At 61.8% G+C, this 16485-nt stretch carries 15 protein-coding genes; 7 read left to right on the forward strand and 8 right to left on the reverse strand.

The window, feature by feature from the left end; translation table 11 throughout:
* The first annotated feature begins 196 nt into the window (after positions 1–196).
* Positions 197–4093, forward strand: coding sequence for a phosphoribosylformylglycinamidine synthase (purL, locus tag BW979_RS08920; RefSeq protein ID WP_076383637.1), 3897 nt, complete (start codon positions 197–199; stop codon positions 4091–4093).
* 4 nt (positions 4094–4097) lie between these two features.
* Entirely contained in the window at positions 4098–4409 is a 312-nt protein-coding gene (locus BW979_RS08925; protein WP_047228888.1) for a Nif3-like dinuclear metal center hexameric protein, read from the forward strand.
* Between the two features lie 249 nt (positions 4410–4658).
* Here BW979_RS08925 and BW979_RS08930 read toward each other — a convergent pair whose 3' ends face one another.
* Both BW979_RS08930 and BW979_RS08935 read right to left on the reverse strand, forming a co-directional pair.
* Positions 4659–5165: a L,D-transpeptidase family protein gene (locus BW979_RS08930; RefSeq protein WP_047228889.1), complete on the reverse strand. Its 507-nt coding sequence runs from the start codon at positions 5163–5165 to the stop codon at positions 4659–4661.
* A gap of 41 nt (positions 5166–5206) precedes the next feature.
* The gene (locus BW979_RS08935) at positions 5207–5758 is read right to left on the reverse strand and encodes an NUDIX hydrolase (protein ID WP_047228890.1); all 552 of its coding nucleotides are present in this window, start codon (positions 5756–5758) and stop codon (positions 5207–5209) included.
* A gap of 146 nt (positions 5759–5904) precedes the next feature.
* On the opposite strand from BW979_RS08935, the gene BW979_RS08940 reads away from it, so the two are divergent.
* Genes BW979_RS08940 through BW979_RS08950 form a run of 3 tightly spaced genes read left to right on the forward strand, consistent with a single transcriptional unit; the run spans position 5905 to position 7251 of the window.
* The gene (locus tag BW979_RS08940; protein WP_047228891.1) at positions 5905–6504 is read left to right on the forward strand and encodes a CoA pyrophosphatase; all 600 of its coding nucleotides are present in this window, start codon (positions 5905–5907) and stop codon (positions 6502–6504) included.
* 16 nt (positions 6505–6520) lie between these two features.
* Complete coding sequence (locus BW979_RS08945) at positions 6521–7045, forward strand: gamma carbonic anhydrase family protein (protein ID WP_076383638.1); 525 nt, start codon at positions 6521–6523, stop codon at positions 7043–7045.
* Positions 7042–7251 carry a DUF1289 domain-containing protein gene (locus tag BW979_RS08950; protein WP_047228893.1) on the forward strand — a complete coding sequence of 70 codons (210 nt, stop codon included), beginning with the start codon at positions 7042–7044 and terminating at the stop codon, positions 7249–7251. Before BW979_RS08945 ends, BW979_RS08950 begins: the two co-directional genes overlap by 4 nt.
* 161 nt (positions 7252–7412) lie before the next feature.
* Here BW979_RS08950 and BW979_RS08955 read toward each other — a convergent pair whose 3' ends face one another.
* Positions 7413–8009, reverse strand: a complete 597-nt coding sequence (locus tag BW979_RS08955; RefSeq protein WP_231990611.1) for a Pr6Pr family membrane protein — start codon at positions 8007–8009, stop codon at positions 7413–7415.
* A gap of 54 nt (positions 8010–8063) precedes the next feature.
* The gene (locus BW979_RS08960) at positions 8064–8294 is read right to left on the reverse strand and encodes a VF530 family DNA-binding protein (protein WP_047228895.1); all 231 of its coding nucleotides are present in this window, start codon (positions 8292–8294) and stop codon (positions 8064–8066) included.
* A gap of 269 nt (positions 8295–8563) precedes the next feature.
* On the opposite strand from BW979_RS08960, the gene BW979_RS08965 reads away from it, so the two are divergent.
* Both BW979_RS08965 and BW979_RS08970 read left to right on the forward strand, forming a co-directional pair.
* Positions 8564–9946: a carbohydrate porin gene (locus BW979_RS08965; protein ID WP_076383639.1), complete on the forward strand. Its 1383-nt coding sequence runs from the start codon at positions 8564–8566 to the stop codon at positions 9944–9946.
* A 218-nt stretch (positions 9947–10164) separates the two neighbouring features.
* Positions 10165–12579 (forward strand): glucose/quinate/shikimate family membrane-bound PQQ-dependent dehydrogenase, encoded by a 2415-nt coding sequence (locus BW979_RS08970; protein ID WP_047228897.1) that lies wholly within the window; start codon positions 10165–10167, stop codon positions 12577–12579.
* Positions 12580–12900: 321 nt separating this feature from the next.
* Here the strand turns inward: BW979_RS08970 and purT are convergent, their stop codons facing one another.
* The 4 genes from purT to BW979_RS08990 form a co-directional block, all read right to left on the reverse strand.
* Complete coding sequence (purT, locus tag BW979_RS08975; protein WP_047228898.1) at positions 12901–14082, reverse strand: formate-dependent phosphoribosylglycinamide formyltransferase; 1182 nt, start codon at positions 14080–14082, stop codon at positions 12901–12903.
* A gap of 102 nt (positions 14083–14184) precedes the next feature.
* Positions 14185–14652, reverse strand: a complete 468-nt coding sequence (locus BW979_RS08980) for a preQ0 transporter (RefSeq protein WP_047228899.1) — start codon at positions 14650–14652, stop codon at positions 14185–14187.
* Between the two features lie 197 nt (positions 14653–14849).
* Positions 14850–15635 (reverse strand): siderophore-interacting protein, encoded by a 786-nt coding sequence (locus BW979_RS08985; RefSeq protein ID WP_076383640.1) that lies wholly within the window; start codon positions 15633–15635, stop codon positions 14850–14852.
* On the reverse strand, positions 15632–16219 hold the full coding sequence (locus BW979_RS08990; protein ID WP_076383641.1) for a PadR family transcriptional regulator: 588 nt from the start codon (positions 16217–16219) through the stop codon (positions 15632–15634). The genes BW979_RS08985 and BW979_RS08990 overlap by 4 nt, the downstream gene beginning before the upstream one ends.
* Positions 16220–16485: the final 266 nt, after the last annotated feature.

A 16485-nucleotide genomic window follows, 5' to 3' on the forward strand; every position in this document is an offset into this window, starting at 1 on the left:
CGGGCCGGGGGGCGCCGTGTTTTGCCCCGATGAAAAATATCTCGGTACGACCGTGCAAACGGGGGCCGGAAGAGCCATTCCTGCAAAGACCGACATTCGGCCAGCATCGTACGTGCCGTTTCGGGTGCCGTCGCCAGCGGTTTAGGCTAGAATGCACGGCCTCAAAGCACACCCCCTTCCCGAGGCTGTCCCGAAGATGTTGATCCTGCGCGGCGCTCCTGCCCTTTCTGCCTTTCGCCACAGCAAACTCCTTGAGCAACTGAGCCAGAAGGTTCCGGCTGTCAGTGGCTTGTATGCTGAATTCGCTCACTTCGCCGAAGTCACCGGCGGTTTGACCGGCGACGAACAGCAGGTGCTCGCGCGCCTTCTGAAGTACGGTCCCAGTGTTCCTGTCCAGGAGCCGACCGGTCGTCTGTTCCTGGTGCTGCCACGTTTCGGCACCATTTCGCCATGGTCGAGCAAGGCCAGCGACATCGCCCGCAACTGCGGCCTGGCGAAAATCCAGCGCCTGGAGCGCGGCATTGCCTTTTATGTCGCCGGTGAGTTCAGCGAGGCCGAGGCCCAACTGATCGCCGAGGGCCTGCATGACCGCATGACCCAGATCGTCCTGGGCAACCTGGAGCAGGCCGCGGGCCTGTTCAGCCATGCCGAGCCAAAACCGCTGACCGCCATCGATGTGCTGGGCGGTGGCCGTGCCGCACTGGAAAAAGCCAACGCCGAACTGGGCCTGGCCCTGGCCGAAGACGAGATCGATTACCTGGTCAACGCCTTCCAGGGCTTGAAGCGCAACCCCCACGACATCGAACTGATGATGTTCGCCCAGGCCAACTCCGAGCACTGCCGGCACAAGATCTTCAACGCCAGTTGGGACATTGATGGCCAGAGCCAGGAAAAAAGCCTGTTCGGCATGATCAAGAACACCTATCAGATGCACAACGAAGGTGTGCTCTCGGCCTACAAGGACAACGCCGCGGTGATCGTCGGCAACGTCGCCGGGCGTTTCTACCCGAACCCTGAGACCCGCCAGTACGGTGCGGTCCAGGAGCCGGTGCACATCCTGATGAAGGTCGAGACTCACAACCACCCGACCGCCATCGCCCCGTTCCCGGGTGCGTCCACCGGTTCCGGTGGCGAGATCCGCGACGAAGGCGCCACCGGTCGCGGTGCCAAGCCCAAGGCTGGCCTGACCGGCTTCACCGTATCGAACCTGCAGATCCCGGGCTTTGAACAGCCGTGGGAAAAGCCCTACGGCAAGCCCGAGCGCATCGTCAACGCCCTGGACATCATGATCGAAGGTCCTCTTGGGGGCGCGGCGTTCAACAACGAATTCGGCCGTCCGGCCCTGACCGGTTACTTTCGTACCTTCGAGCAATCCATCACCACCCCTCGCGGTGAAGAAGTGCGCGGCTACCACAAGCCGATCATGCTCGCCGGCGGCATGGGCAACATCCGCGCCGAACACGTGCAGAAAGGCGAGATCCTGGTCGGTTCCAAGCTGATCGTCCTCGGTGGGCCGGCCATGCTGATCGGCCTGGGCGGCGGCGCCGCTTCCTCCATGGCCACCGGCACCAGCTCGGCGGACCTGGACTTCGCCTCGGTCCAGCGGGAAAACCCGGAAATGGAACGCCGTTGCCAGGAAGTCATCGACCGTTGCTGGCAGTTGGGTGAACACAACCCCATCAGCTTCATCCACGACGTCGGCGCGGGCGGCCTGTCCAACGCCTTCCCGGAACTGGTCAACGACGGTGGCCGTGGTGGCCGCTTCGAACTGCGCAACATTCCGAACGACGAGCCGGGCATGGCCCCGCACGAAATCTGGAGCAATGAATCTCAGGAACGTTATGTCCTGGCGGTCGGCCCGGCCGACTTCGAGCGTTTCCAGGCCATTTGCGAACGCGAGCGCTGCCCGTTCTCCGTGGTCGGCGAAGCCACTGCCGAGCCGCAACTGACCGTCACCGACAGCCACTTCGGCAACAGTCCGGTGGACATGCCGCTGGAAGTGCTGCTGGGCAAGGCCCCGCGCATGCACCGTTCGGCCGTTCGCGAAGCCGAGCTGGGCGATGATTTCGACCCGTCGACGCTCGACGTTGCCGATTCCATCGAGCGCGTTCTGCACCACCCGGCCGTGGCGAGCAAAAGTTTCCTGATCACCATCGGCGACCGCACCATCACCGGTCTTGTGGCCCGTGATCAAATGGTCGGCCCGTGGCAGGTGCCGGTGGCCGACGTTGCCGTGACCGCCACCAGCTTCGACGTCTACACCGGCGAAGCCATGGCCATGGGCGAGCGCACGCCGTTGGCGTTGCTGGACGCTCCGGCGTCGGGCCGCATGGCGATTGGCGAGACCCTGACCAACATCGCGGCCTCGCGCATCGGCAAGATCTCCGACATCAAACTGTCGGCCAACTGGATGTCCGCCGCCGGTCACCCGGGTGAAGACGCCCGCCTGTACGACACCGTCAAGGCTGTCGGCATGGAGCTGTGCCCGGAGCTGGGCATCACCATTCCGGTGGGCAAGGACTCCATGTCCATGGCCACGCGCTGGAACGACGAAGGCGTGGACAAGAGCGTCACCTCGCCGCTGTCGCTGATCGTCACCGGTTTCGCCCCGGTCACCGACATCCGCCAGACCCTGACCCCGCAACTGCGCATGGACAAGGGCACCACCGACCTGATCCTGATCGACCTGGGCCGTGGCCAGAACCGCATGGGCGCCTCGATCCTCGCCCAGGTGCACGGCAAGCTCGGCTCGCAAGCGCCGGACGTCGACGATGCCGAAGACCTGAAGGCGTTCTTCGCGGTCATCCAGGGCCTCAACGCCGACGGTCATCTGCTGGCCTACCACGACCGTTCCGACGGTGGTTTGCTGACCACCGTGGTGGAAATGGCTTTCGCCGGCCATTGCGGCCTGAGCCTGACCCTCGACAGCGTTGCCGAGTCTACGGCTGAAATCCCGGCCATCCTGTTCAATGAGGAACTGGGCGCGGTGATCCAGGTTCGCCAGGACGCCACCCCGGACATCCTTGCCCAGTTCAGCGCAGCGGGCCTGGCCGACTGCGTCTCGGTGATCGGCCAGCCGATCAACAACGCCCACATCAACATCACCTTCAACGGCGACACCGTCTTCGAAGGCCAGCGCCGTCTGTTGCAGCGCCAGTGGGCGGAAACCAGCTACCAGATCCAGCGCTTGCGGGACAATGCCGACTGCGCCGAGCAGGAATTCGACGCGCTGCTGGAAGAAGACAACCCGGGTTTGAGCGCCAAGCTCAGCTACGACGTCAATCATGACGTGGCCGCGCCTTACATCAAGAAAGGCATTCGCCCACAAGTGGCGGTGCTGCGTGAGCAGGGTGTCAACGGTCAGGTGGAAATGGCGGCGGCGTTCGACCGCGCCGGTTTCAACGCGATCGACGTGCACATGAGCGATATCCTGGCCGGCCGTGTCGACCTGAACGACTTCAAGGGCATGGTCGCGTGTGGCGGTTTCTCCTACGGCGACGTGCTGGGTGCCGGTGAAGGCTGGGCCAAGTCGGCACTGTTCAACAGCCGCGCCCGCGACGCGTTCCAGGGCTTCTTCGAACGCACCGACAGCTTCACCCTCGGCGTGTGCAACGGTTGCCAGATGATGTCCAACCTGCACGAGTTGATCCCGGGCAGCGAGTTCTGGCCGCACTTCGTGCGTAACCGTTCCGAGCAGTTCGAAGCGCGCGTGGCGATGGTCCAGGTCCAGGAATCCAACTCGATCTTCCTGCAGGGCATGGCCGGTTCGCGCATGCCGATCGCCATCGCCCACGGCGAAGGCCATGCGGAATTCGAAAGCGAAGAAGCCCTGCTCGAAGCCGATTTGTCCGGTTGCGTGTCGCTGCGGTTCGTCGACAACCACGGCAAGGTCACCGAAACCTACCCGGCCAACCCGAACGGCTCGCCGCGCGGAATCACCGGCCTGACCAGCCGCGACGGCCGCGTCACGATCATGATGCCGCACCCCGAACGTGTGTTCCGCGCGGTGCAGAACTCGTGGCGTTCGGACGACTGGAACGAAGACGCACCATGGATGCGCATGTTCCGCAACGCCCGCGTCTGGGTGAACTAAGGGCGTGTACAAGCTCTGCTTCTTCGTCCCGGCCAGCCACCTGGACGTGGTCAAAAGCGCCGTATTCGCCGCCGGTGGCGGACGGATCGGCGCCTATGACCACTGCGCCTGGCAAGTGCTGGGCCTGGGCCAGTTCCGCCCCTTGGACGGCAGCCAGCCGTTCATTGGCGAAGCGGGGCAGGTCGAGCAGGTCGAGGAATGGAAAGTGGAGCTTGTCGTGGCCGATGAGTTGATTCGTGCGGCGGTGGCGGCGTTGAAGCAGAGCCATCCCTATGAGACACCGGCTTATGAAGTGTGGCGGTTGGAGGATTTTTGATCGTCCGGCCGTTGAATGAGAAACCCGCTGATTGATTCAGCGGGTTTTTTATTGGTCGCGATATAGGTTGAAACACAACTGTGGGCACGGACCTGTGGCGAGGGGATTTATCCCCGCTGGGCTGCGCAGCAGCCCTCAAGCCAGGCAATTCGGTGTTTCAGGCAGATTGAGTTGTTGGCTTAGGGGACTGCTGCGCAGTCCAACGGGGATAAATCCCCTCGCCACAGGGAACTCATGTGTGGTCGGGCGCTACGGCCGGATCTCGATCATGGTGCCATCCGGCACCAGGTTCCACACCTCGCGCATGTCCACATTGCGCATGGCAATGCAGCCGTCGGTCCAGTCCAGGGTGTGGAACAACTGCTCAGGGTTTTCTTCGGAATCAGGGGTGCCGTGGATCATGATCATGCCCCCAGGTTCCACGCCTTCGCGGCGGGCGCGGGCGGCGTCGCTGATGTTGGGGTAGGAAATGTGCATCGACAGGTAGAAGCGGTCGCTGGTCTTGCGCCAGTCGATCCAGTAGAAACCCTCGGGGGTGCGCTTGTCGCCTTCGATCAGCTTGGGGCCTTTTTTGGCGCCTTTGCCCAATGAAATGCGATAGGTCTTCAGTGGTTTGCCGTCGTTGATCAATTGCAATTGATGGGCGGACTTGAGCACCAGCACTTTTTCGATGGTCTTGCCGTTGTAGGTTCCCACCGCAGAAGCCTGGGACACCGCAGCGAACGACAAGCAGAACAGGACAAGCAACCAGCGCATTGAAACGATATCCCTAGAGGTGTCGCGGCTATTATGGATTTTTAGGTATTGGCAGGCTGGGCCAGCGGCGGGATCGATTCGGATCGCACCGGGTAGTCCTCGGTTCGCCGGTCAGCATAGAAGTATTCTAGGGTACGGCCCACCGTGCGGAAAGCCAGCTCGTCCCAGGGAATGTCCGCTTCGTCGAACAGTTTCACTTCCAGGCTCTCGGGCCCGGCGGCGAAATCTTCGTCCACCAGCTCGGCGCGGAAGAATACATGCACCTGGCTGATATGCGGAACATCGATCAGCGTATAAATGCTCAGGTTGCGCACGCGGGCGCAGGCTTCTTCGGCGGTCTCGCGCACGGCGGCCTGCTCGACGGTTTCGCCGTTCTCCATGAAACCTGCCGGCAATGTCCAGTAACCGCGCCGTGGCTCGATGGCACGTCGGCACAGCAGCACTTTGCTGCCCCAGGTCGGCACGCAACCGGCCACGATATTGGGGTTCTGGTAGTGGATGGTGTGGCAGGTATCGCAGACAAAGCGCAAGCGCGAGTCGCCTTCGGGGATACGCTGGGTTACCGGGTTACCGCACTGGCTGCAGAATTTCATGCTTGGGTTCCTGAATGCTGCGCCTATCTTGGCGTCTGCGGGCGGCTGTCGGCAAGTTGTCGTTTCGCGACACGTCGCAGTGCGGGGGTTGGGCGGCTTGCCTGATTGGTGCATGATGCAAGGTAGCGAATAAATCGAGAAGTCTCATGCTGGACGAGCTACTGCATCGAGTAAGCAACCATACCCCACGTGATCTGGAGACTGACCGACGTTTCCCTGAAGCGGCGGTGCTGGTGCCCATTACCCGCAGTGACGAGCCGGAACTGGTCCTGACCCTGCGCGCCAGCGGGCTTTCGACTCATGGCGGCGAAGTTGCATTTCCCGGTGGGCGCCGCGACCCGGAAGACCCGGACCTGATTTTCACCGCCTTGCGCGAAGCCGAAGAAGAAATCGGCCTGCCCCCCGGCCTGGTGGAAGTGATCGGCCCCCTCAGTCCCTTGATCTCGCTGCACGGCATCAAGGTCACGCCCTACGTGGGGGTGATTCCCGACTATGTCGAGTACCAGGCCAACGATGCCGAGATCGCCGCGGTGTTCAGCGTACCGCTGGAGTTCTTTCGCAAGGACCCGCGCGAGCACACTCACCGCATCGACTACCAGGGCTGCAGTTGGTACGTGCCCAGCTATCGTTTTGGCGAGTACAAGATCTGGGGCCTGACGGCGATCATGGTGGTCGAGCTGGTCAACCTGATGTTCGACGCCGGCATCGACCTGCACACTCCGCCCAAGACTTTCATCAATACCTGAAGCCCCGAGGAACCTCATGAAATACCGCCTGGGTGATGCCCGTGTCGAAACCCACCCACAGAGCTGGGTCGCCCCCAACGCCACATTGGTGGGCAAGGTCCGCCTCGAAGAAGGCGCCAATGTCTGGTTCAACGCGGTGCTGCGTGGCGATAACGAACTGATCCTGATCGGCAAAAACAGCAACGTGCAGGACGGCACGGTGATGCACACCGACATGGGCTTCCCGCTGACCATCGGCATCGGCGTGACCATCGGCCATAACGCCATGCTTCACGGTTGCACGGTGGGGGACTACAGCCTTATCGGCATCAATGCGGTGATCCTCAACGGAGCGAAGATCGGCAAGAACTGCATCATCGGCGCCAACTCGCTGATCGGCGAAGGCAAGGAGATTCCTGACGGTTCTCTGGTGATGGGCTCACCCGGCAAGGTTGTGCGGGAATTGACTGAAGCGCAGAAGAAGATGCTCGAGGCCAGCGCGGCGCACTATGTTCACAACGCGCAGCGCTACGCCCGCGACTTGGCCGAGCAAGAGCAATGAACCCGCCAGAACGCCCGGTTCCGTCGCCCTGCGTGAACATCTGCGCCCTGGACGATGACGACATCTGCACCGGCTGCCAGCGCACCGTGGCGGAAATCACCCGTTGGAGCCGGATGGACAACGATGAGCGACGCAGTGTTCTGGCGTTGTGTCATGAAAGGGCCAAGGCCAGTGGATTGGTGTGGATGTTGCCGGTGAGGCGCTGACGCCCACACAAGACTCTGTAGGAGCACATACCTGTGGGAGCAAAGCTTGCTCGCGATGCAGGCACCCAGGTCGTCAGGTGGACCGCGTGATCATTCATCGCGGGCAAGCCTTGCTCCCACAGGTTTGGCCTCCACAGATATTTTTCCTCAAAATCTTTATTTCAGCGACGCCACCGATCCAATCCCACCACCCCCAGCGCAATCGCGACAAACCCCGCCAATATCCCTGCGGCATTGATGAGCACCTGTGGATAACCCAGGTTCGCCACGTCAATGAAAGGGTAGGGGTACGCCGCCAGTAATTCCCCCCGCAGCAGGAGCCACGCGAAGTACACCACCGGGTAAATCATCCACAGCCCGATGTGCTTCATGCGCAAGGTGCCCTTGGGTACGCAGAACCACCAGTAGGTCATGAACAGCAACGGCATGACGTCGTGCAGCAATTCGTCGGCCACGAACTGCCAGCCTTCGGGTTGCCACAGATGTCGCAGCAGCAGGTTGTAGGCCAGGCCGACCAAGGTAATGCTCACGGTAATGCCGCTGCTGACCCCCGGCTGCAAGAACCAGCGCCGGGCCGGCGATTCTCGCTGGATCAGTTCCCAGGTCAGCACCACGGCCACCAGAGTGTTGGTCAGCACGGTGAAGAAACTGAGAAAGTTCACCAGGCCGCCGAGCAAGCTCGCGCCCAGTTCCCAGCGACCGAGCAGGATCAGGTACAACTGGATGCTCAACCCGGCCCAGCCCAACAGGGCCGCCACTGACACGAAACATTGTCGCAGCGCGGGGCGCCGACGGATCTGAATGTCCACAGCTCAGACCGGTCGTTTGGTGCGCATCAGCTTGATGTACAGCCGCTCGACTTTCTCCCGCGCCCACGGCGTCTTGCGCAAAAAGGTCAGGCTGGACTTGATGCTCGGGTCGCTCTTGAAGCAACGAATGTCGATGCGCTCGGCCAGACCCGACCATTCGTAGTGCTGCACCAGGGCGTTGAGGATCTGCTCCAGCGTCACGCCGTGCAGCGGGTTGTTGTTGGATTCGGTCATGGGAGGCCTTCGCGCAAAGAGGTGTAAAGCCGCGCACCTTAGCCGAGGTGCCCGCGTGGTGGAAGTATCACTGAAACGCTGCCTGTTTGTTTCGCGGCTTTGCGCAACGCCTACTGTTACCGAATCCGAAATGATTCATGTCAGTAAAAGGCCTTTCTCTATTTGTAACAGGACATTATCCTTGCGCCGCCTGCTGAAACGCTTCTTCTGCCGTGCCAAAGCCCCCGGCGTTCAGCGAATCCCCTAAAAAGATCAAGAATTCCTTCTTTATGTTCGATGTTCAGACTCTGCAAGACAGCGCTGTCCGGCACTGTATTGCCGCCAGAAACACCCTTCACCTGATGGCCGGTCTCGGCATCTTGGGCATTGCCATCGGCGCTCAGGCCGCTCCCGCGTTCGACAGCGACTCACCCTGGATGCTGGGTGACTGGAATGGCACGCGAAGCGAACTCGCGAAAAAAGGCTACGACTTCAAGTTCGATTACACCGGCGAAATGGGCAGCAACCTGCACGGCGGCTACGACCATGACCGCACCGCTCGCTACAGCGACCAGTTCGCCTTTGGCACGCACCTGGACCTGCAGAAAATCCTCGGTTGGCGCGCCGCCGAGTTTCAACTGACGGTCACCGAGCGCAGCGGCAATAACATCAGCAATGACCGGATCAACGACCCGCGCGTTGGCGGTTTCACTTCCGCCCAGGAAGTCTGGGGCCGTGGCCAGACCTGGCGGTTGACGCAGATGTGGTATCAGCAGGCATTTTTCGATGACCGGCTCGATATCAAGGCCGGTCGTTTCGGTGAGGGCGAGGATTTCAACAGCTTCCCCTGCGACTTCCAGAACCTGGCGTTCTGCGGCTCGCAAGTGGGCAACTGGGTGGGCGGCATCTGGTACAACTGGCCGGTCAGCCAGTGGGCGCTGCGGGTCAAGTATCACCTCACGCCTGAGCTGTACGCGCAGATCGGGGCTTATGAACAAAACCCCTCGAACCTGGAAACCGGTAACGGCTTCAAGCTCAGCGGCAGCGGCACCCAGGGCGCCGTAGTGCCGGTGGAGCTGGTGTGGTCGCCCAAGCTCAATGGTCTGCCGGGCGAATACCGCGCCGGTTATTACTACAGCAGTGCCAACGCCACCGACGCCTACAAGGATCGCAACGGCCAGCCGGCCGCCCTGAGCGGCGAGGCGTATCGCAGCGCGTCGAGCAAGCATGGCGTGTGGTTGGGGGCGCAACAGCAACTGACCAGTGTCGCCAGTGACCATTCCCGTGGCCTGAGTGTGTTCGCCAACGCCACGATGCACGACAAGAAAACCAACGCCATCGACCACTATGTCCAGGCCGGTCTCGTCTACAAGGGGCTGTTCGACGCCCGCGCCAGGGATGACATCGGTTTTGCCCTGGCTCGGGTTCACGTCAACCCGGCTTACCGCAAGAACGCCGAGGCCACCAACCAGGCCCGCGCCGTCCAGGGTTACGACAACCCGGCCTTTTTGCCACCCCAGGACACCGAGTACAGCGCCGAGTTGTATTACGGCGTACACGTGACGAACTGGCTGACCGTGCGCCCGAACCTGCAGTACATCCGCCATCCGGGCGGCGTGGACAAGGTCGATGACGCGCTGATTGGCGGGATCAAGATTCAGTCGTCGTTCTAGTCAGTGCACAAGACCCTTGTGGGAGCGAGCCTGCTCGCGATAGCGATTTCACATCCAACATTGAAGTCGACTGTCACGCCGCCATCGCGAGCAGGCTCGCTCCCACAGCAACCGCTTCAACCCAATTACCTCTTTCAACTGAACCATGCCCCCTCAAGATCGTCATCTACAGTGACTACTTGCGCGGGACTCCTTAAAACCTCACGGAGAATCACACTATGAGCACTGAGGGTGCTATGAGTCGAAGCCGTCTGCTACCGAGCCTGCTCGGCATTCTGCTTCTATTGATGGGCCTGGCCCTGTTGGCGGGGGGAATCAAGCTGAGCACGCTTGGCGGCTCGCTGTATTACCTGCTGGCCGGTATCGGCCTGGCGCTGACCGGCGTGCTGCTGATCATGGCCCGGCGTGCAGCCCTGGGCCTGTACGCGCTGGTGCTGTTCGCCAGCACCGTGTGGGCGCTGTGGGAAGTGGGCCTGGACTGGTGGCAACTGGTGCCGCGCCTGGCAATGCTGTTTGCCTTGGGCATCGTCATGTTGCTGCCGTGGTTCCGCCGTCCACTGTTGACCCCCGACGCTTCGCCCATGGGCACCCGTGCTTTGGGCGCCGCCGTGGTCATTGCCGGCATCACCGCGCTCGCCAGCCAGTTCACCAATCCGGGTGAAATCGAGGGCCAACTGGACCGCGACAGCGTGCCTGGCATGACCAACACCGCCCCGGCGATGCCGGACGGGGATTGGAACTCCTATGGCCGCAGTGCCCATGGTGACCGTTATTCGCCCCTGGCGCAGATCACCCCCGAGAACGTCAGCAAGCTGGAACCGGCCTGGACCTATCGCACTGGCGACCTGCCAGGGCCGAACGACCCGGGTGAGACCACGGCGGAAAACACACCGCTGAAGGTCAACGGCATGCTCTACGTGTGCACGCCCCACAGCCAGGTGATTGCTCTGGAGCCTGAAACCGGCAAGGAAATCTGGCGGTTCGATCCGAAGCTTTCCACGCAGAAAGCGGAAAACTTCAAGGGCTGGGCCCACATGACCTGCCGCGGCGTGACCTATCACGATGACGCGGTGTACGCCTCGGCCGAGCAGAGCCCGACCGGCGCGGCCAGCACCACGCCGGCGAGCACCGTGTGCCCACGCCGGATCTTCCTGCCGACCGCCGACACGCGCCTGATCGCGCTGAACGCCGACACCGGCAAGATGTGTGAAGACTTCGGTGACAAGGGCCAGGTCGACCTGACCGCCAACATTGGCGGCTTCACGGCCGGCGGTTACTACTCCACGTCGCCACCGGCCGTGACCCAGAACCTGGTGGTGATCGGTGGCCACGTCACCGATAACGTCTCCACCGACGAGCCAAGCGGGGTCATCCGCGCCTATGACGTGCACACCGGCGAGCTGGTGTGGAACTGGGACAGCGGCAACCCGGACGACACTACGCCGATTGCCGAAGGCCAGACCTACACCCGTAACTCGCCGAACATGTGGTCCATGTTCAGCGTCGATGAAAAACTCGGCATGCTCTACCTGCCGATGGGTAACCAGACGCCCGACCAGTTCGGTGGTTTCCGTACACCAGAATCGGAGAAATACGCCGCCGGCCTGACCGCGCTGGATATCGCCACAGGCAAGGTGCGCTGGTACTTCCAGTTCACCCACCACGACCTGTGGGACATGGACGTGGGCGGGCAACCGACGCTGATGGACTTGAAAACCGCCGATGGCGTGAAGCCGGCGGTACTGGCATCGACCAAGCAGGGCAGCATCTACGTGCTGGACCGCAGCAATGGTCAGCCGATCGTGCCGATCAAGGAGATCCCGGTGCCGCAAGGCGCGGTAGAGGGTGACTACACCTCGCCGACCCAGCCGATGTCCGACCTGAACTTCGTGCCGCCGGTCCTCCAGGAACGCGACATGTGGGGCGTGACCCCGTTCGACCAGATGCTGTGCCGGATCGACTTCAAGTCGCTGCGCTACGAAGGCATGTTCACGCCGCCGTCGCTGCAAGGCTCGATCGTCTACCCAGGTAACTTCGGTGTGTTTGACTGGGGCGGTATTTCGGTTGATCCGGTACGCCAGATCGCTTTCGTCAATCCGAGCTACATGGCGTTCAAGTCGAAACTGGTTCCTGCGGCCGAAGTGGCCGGCGGTCCGGGGCGCAAGAGCGAGACCGAAGGCGTGCAGCCGAACAAAGGCGCGCCGTATGGCGTGATCCTCGAAGCGCTGCTTTCGCCAATGGGCCTGCCTTGCCAGGCACCGGCCTGGGGTTATGTGGCGGCCGTTGACCTGACCAACAACAAAACTCTGTGGATGCACAAGAACGGCACCGTGCGTGATAGCTCGCCGGTACCGATCCCGCTGAGCATGGGCGTACCGAGCCTGGGCGGCGCCTTCACCACCGCCAGCGGCCTGGCGTTCCTGAGCGGTACCCTCGACCAGTACCTGCGTGCCTATGACGTGAAAAACGGCAAGCAACTGTGGGAAGGCCGCCTGCCAGCGGGCGCCCAAACCACGCCGATGACCTACACCGGCAAGGACGGCAAGCAATACGTGCTGGTCGTCGCCGGTGGCCATGGTTCCCTGGGTACCAAGCAGGGTGACTATGTGATCGCCTATAAACTGCCGGATTAAGCGGGAGTGATCGTTCCCACGCTCCTGCGTGGGAATGCATCCTCCGACGCTCTGCGTCACCGTTTCAGAAGCGGAGCGCGGAGCGTCCTTGGCGGCGTTCCCACGCTGAGCGTGGGAACGATCTGGGGTAAACTGGCGCTCATGAAAAAGGCGACACCTTTGCGGGTGTCGCCTTTTTCTTTAGCCCAATGTCATCCCAAGTTAGCTGTGGGAGCAAAGCTTGCTCGCGATGCTGGCGCCCTGGTCTTCAGTTGGACCGCGTTATCGTTCATCGCGGGCAAGCCTTGCTCCCACAGATCACCATGAGGCAAGCGATACTGCTTACAACTCGATCTTGACGGCCTGGGAAGCCCGGGTCGCCTTGGCGCGGGCGGCGTCGATGGACTCGTCTCGCGCCAGGGCCACGCCCAGGCGGCGCTGGCCGTTGACTTCCGGTTTACCGAACAGGCGCAGGGCGGTGTCCGGTTCGGCCAGGGCTGCGCCGAGGTTGGCGAAAGCGGTCTGGGTCGACTGGCCTTCCACCAGGATCACCGCCGAGGCCGATGGGCCGAACTGGCGGATCAGCGGAATCGGCAGGCCGAGGATGGCGCGGGCGTGCAGGGCGAACTGCGACAGGTCCTGGGAAATCAGCGTCACCAGGCCGGTGTCGTGTGGGCGCGGCGAGACTTCGCTGAACCACACCTGGTCACCCTTGATGAACAGCTCGACGCCAAACAGGCCGCGACCACCCAAGGCCTCGGTCACGGCTTTAGCCACGCGCTCGGATTCAGCCAGGGCCACCGGGCTCATGGCCTGGGGCTGCCAGGATTCCTGATAGTCGCCTTTTTCCTGGCGGTGACCGACCGGTGCGCAGAAGGTGGTGCCGCCAACATGGCGTACGGTAAGCAGGGTGATTTCATAGTCGAAATCGATGAAGCCCTCGATGATCACCCGGCCCTTGCCGGCACGGCCGCCTTCCTGGGCGTAGTCCCAGGCTTTCTGCACGTCATCGGCACTGCGCAGCAGGCTCTGGCCCTTGCCCGAGGAACTCATCACCGGCTTGACCACGCACGGGAAGCCCAGGGTTTCAACGGCCTTGCGGTAGTCTTCCACGGTGTCGGCGAAGAAATACGGCGAGGTCGGCAGACCCAACTCTTCGGCGGCCAGGCGCCGGATGCCTTCGCGGTTCATGGTCAGTTGCGCGGCACGAGCGGTGGGGATCACGGTGAAGCCTTCAGCTTCCAGTTCCACCAGCGTGGCGGTGGCGATGGCTTCGATTTCCGGCACGATGAAGTGCGGCTTCTCGGCCTCGATCACCGCGCGCAGGGCCGCGCCATCGAGCATGTTGATCACATGGCTGCGATGGGCCACTTGCATGGCCGGCGCGTTGGCGTAGCGATCCACGGCAATCACTTCAACGCCCAGGCGCTGCAGTTCGATTACCACTTCCTTGCCCAGTTCACCGCTGCCACACAACAAAACGCGGGTCGCGGTGGGCGACAATGGAGTTCCGATACGGGTCATCTGAAGGTCCTCAAACAGGAGCGGAGCATCGAGGGTCGCGCGCCGGGCGAGCTTCCCATGGGGAGAAAGCGCGGCATTTTACATGAACCGCAGGTTTTGGCTTCAGCCGGTGACGGCCTGTTTGCGCAAACGCCAGGCCATGATCAGCCACACTGCCGTGACCCCGGCAAATTTCGAGACCAGCGCGGTGATCACCACAGCCGGTGTCAGGGCATCGATCATGCCGAAGAAAATGAAGGTGTCCAGGGGAATGCTCAGGGCCGAACTGATCCACAACCGGTCATGCAGCGGACGCTTGGTGATGGAGAACACCAGCCAGTCAATGCATTCGGATACCGCGAACGCCGTGGCGCTGGCCAGGGCAATGGTCGGGTCGGAGGTGACGTAGGACAACACCAGCGCCACCAGCATCGCCACGATGGCGCCGTGGCCGAATCGAGTTTGCACCATGTCGCGCAGGACAAACACCAGCCCGCCCCAGGCCGACCAGATGATGTCCAGGTGCGGCGCGGCGGAAAACGCGAAGTTGATCAGCACGACGCTGCTGATATAGGCGATCAGGAAAAGCATGGATCGGGGTACCTGGTGGGGTGTAAATCAAGTATTCAAGAGCGACGAAAGCCCTGTGGGAGCAAAGCTTGCTCGCGATGCAGGCGCCTCGCTTTCTGAAAGACCTCATTGCCTTCATCGCGGGCAAGCCTTGCTCCCACACAGGTTGTGTTCGGTCAGTGGGTGCAGGGTACTTTAGCAGGCCAGCACGCCGCACCTCATTCCTCCTCGCTGTCATCCGCCTTCCAATACCCCACCGCCTTCACAAAATCCTGATCCAACCCTTTATCCTCCAACAACACCTTGCGAATCTGTCGCGACACCTTGCTCTCGGTGGCGACCCAGGCGTACAGCTTGCCGCCGGGCATTTCCAGGTGGCGCACGGTGGTCAGCAGATTGTTCTGGCGGCCTTCGCGCAGCACCCAAATCACGTGTACTTGCGCGGGGCTGTGAAGGATTTGCTGCTCGGCGCCGTTTTCCACTTCCACCACCACCAGCGCACGCCGGTTGGCCGCCAGGTTTTCCAGGCGACGGGCGATGGCGGGCAGGGCGGTTTCGTCGCCGATCAGCAGGTAGTGGTCGAAGATGTCCGGGACAATCATCGAGCCCCTTGGCCCGGCGATGTTGAGGTATTGCCCGGGCGTCGCTTGGGTCGCCCAGGTCGCGGCAGGCCCATCGCCATGCAGCACAAAGTCGATGTCCAGCTCCAGCGTCTGCAGGTCATAACGGCGCGGGGTGTAGTCGCGCATTTGCGGCATCGGGCCCTGATCCTTGCCAGCGCCGGGGGCGAAATTTTCCAGGGCGGCGTGTTCCTCGGCGTTCTGTGGGAACAGCAGTTTTACGTGATCGTCGCTGCCGAGGCTGGTGAACCCGGCCAGTTCCGGCCCGCCCAGGGTGATGCGGCGCATGCGCGGAGTCAGGTCCTGCACTCGCAACACTTGCAGGCGGCGGCGCTTGATCTCGTGGCTGACACGGTGAATGGTGTTTTGATCGACTTCAGTCATTGGCTGGACTCCGAAACAGGTGGACGGTCGGGACCGTCGATAATGGCTTTGGCGGTGTTGTTGAGCAGGTCGCGAATCCGCAGGGTTTCTTCCGGGCTCCACCGGCCATGGTGTTTGTGCAGCGCATTGCGCAGGTTATACACCGCTTCGTGGATTTCCGGGGGGCGGTCTTGGCCGCGCAGGGAGCGCTTGCTCGCTTCAATGCGCATGCGTACCTCATTCAACGCCGGGGCCTGGTCTTCAAGGAATAGACGTCCGGCGTCGGTCACGCTGTAGCGTTTTTTTCCACCTTCGGCGTTGCCGGCGATCAAAACGCCCATTTCCAGGAAGGTCAGCGTCGGATAAATCACGCCGGGGCTGGGGCTATAGGCGCCGTCGAACATGTTTTCGATCCGGCGGATCAAGTCGTAGCCGTGGCAGGGCTGCTCGCCAATCAGCGCGAGCAACAGCAATTTCAGGTCACCGGAGGCGAAGACCCGGGGGCCCCGGCTACCACGCCCACGGCCTGCGGGTCGACGTTCGAAACCATCGTGTTCATCGTGTTCATCGTGTTTTCGGCTGGGATGGGAAGGGGGGACTGTCATATGCCTGCTCTCCGTTCTGCATAAGATAGAACTGAGATACATCTTTATCCGTAGATATATCTTTGACCCTCGATATATCTTGGAACTAAGATATATCGAAGTCGGGTTCCAATTGTTTGAAAAAGATAAGACCTTACCCGAATCCCTTGCCTGTACGGGCGGCAAAGTAGGCAACTGTCTGCATTTGCAGTTTTAAATCCGGGGTGTGACTTGCAGGTGTGGGTTGTTTCTTACATCCAAACTTCGGTTTTATATAAAACAGTGTA

It is taken from the genome of Pseudomonas sp. A214 (assembly GCF_900156295.1).
In the GTDB taxonomy this organism is placed as follows: Bacteria; Pseudomonadota; Gammaproteobacteria; order Pseudomonadales; family Pseudomonadaceae; genus Aquipseudomonas; species Aquipseudomonas rhizophila.

Bases quoted from the DNA above. Each gene is read 5' to 3' on its own strand.
- purL (WP_076383637.1), top strand. From the start codon at position 197: ATGTTGATCCTGCGCGGCGCTCCTGCCCTTTCTGCCTTTCGCCACAGC.
- BW979_RS08930 (WP_047228889.1), bottom strand. From the start codon at position 5,165: ATGCGCTGGTTGCTTGTCCTGTTCTGCTTGTCGTTCGCTGCGGTGTCC.
- BW979_RS08935 (WP_047228890.1), bottom strand. From the start codon at position 5,758: ATGAAATTCTGCAGCCAGTGCGGTAACCCGGTAACCCAGCGTATCCCC.
- BW979_RS08940 (WP_047228891.1), top strand. From the start codon at position 5,905: ATGCTGGACGAGCTACTGCATCGAGTAAGCAACCATACCCCACGTGAT.
- BW979_RS08945 (WP_076383638.1), top strand. From the start codon at position 6,521: ATGAAATACCGCCTGGGTGATGCCCGTGTCGAAACCCACCCACAGAGC.
- BW979_RS08950 (WP_047228893.1), top strand. From the start codon at position 7,042: ATGAACCCGCCAGAACGCCCGGTTCCGTCGCCCTGCGTGAACATCTGC.
- BW979_RS08960 (WP_047228895.1), bottom strand. From the start codon at position 8,294: ATGACCGAATCCAACAACAACCCGCTGCACGGCGTGACGCTGGAGCAG.
- BW979_RS08965 (WP_076383639.1), top strand. From the start codon at position 8,564: ATGTTCGATGTTCAGACTCTGCAAGACAGCGCTGTCCGGCACTGTATT.
- BW979_RS08970 (WP_047228897.1), top strand. From the start codon at position 10,165: ATGAGCACTGAGGGTGCTATGAGTCGAAGCCGTCTGCTACCGAGCCTG.
- purT (WP_047228898.1), bottom strand. From the start codon at position 14,082: ATGACCCGTATCGGAACTCCATTGTCGCCCACCGCGACCCGCGTTTTG.
- BW979_RS08980 (WP_047228899.1), bottom strand. From the start codon at position 14,652: ATGCTTTTCCTGATCGCCTATATCAGCAGCGTCGTGCTGATCAACTTC.
- BW979_RS08985 (WP_076383640.1), bottom strand. From the start codon at position 15,635: ATGACTGAAGTCGATCAAAACACCATTCACCGTGTCAGCCACGAGATC.
- BW979_RS08990 (WP_076383641.1), bottom strand. From the start codon at position 16,219: ATGACAGTCCCCCCTTCCCATCCCAGCCGAAAACACGATGAACACGAT.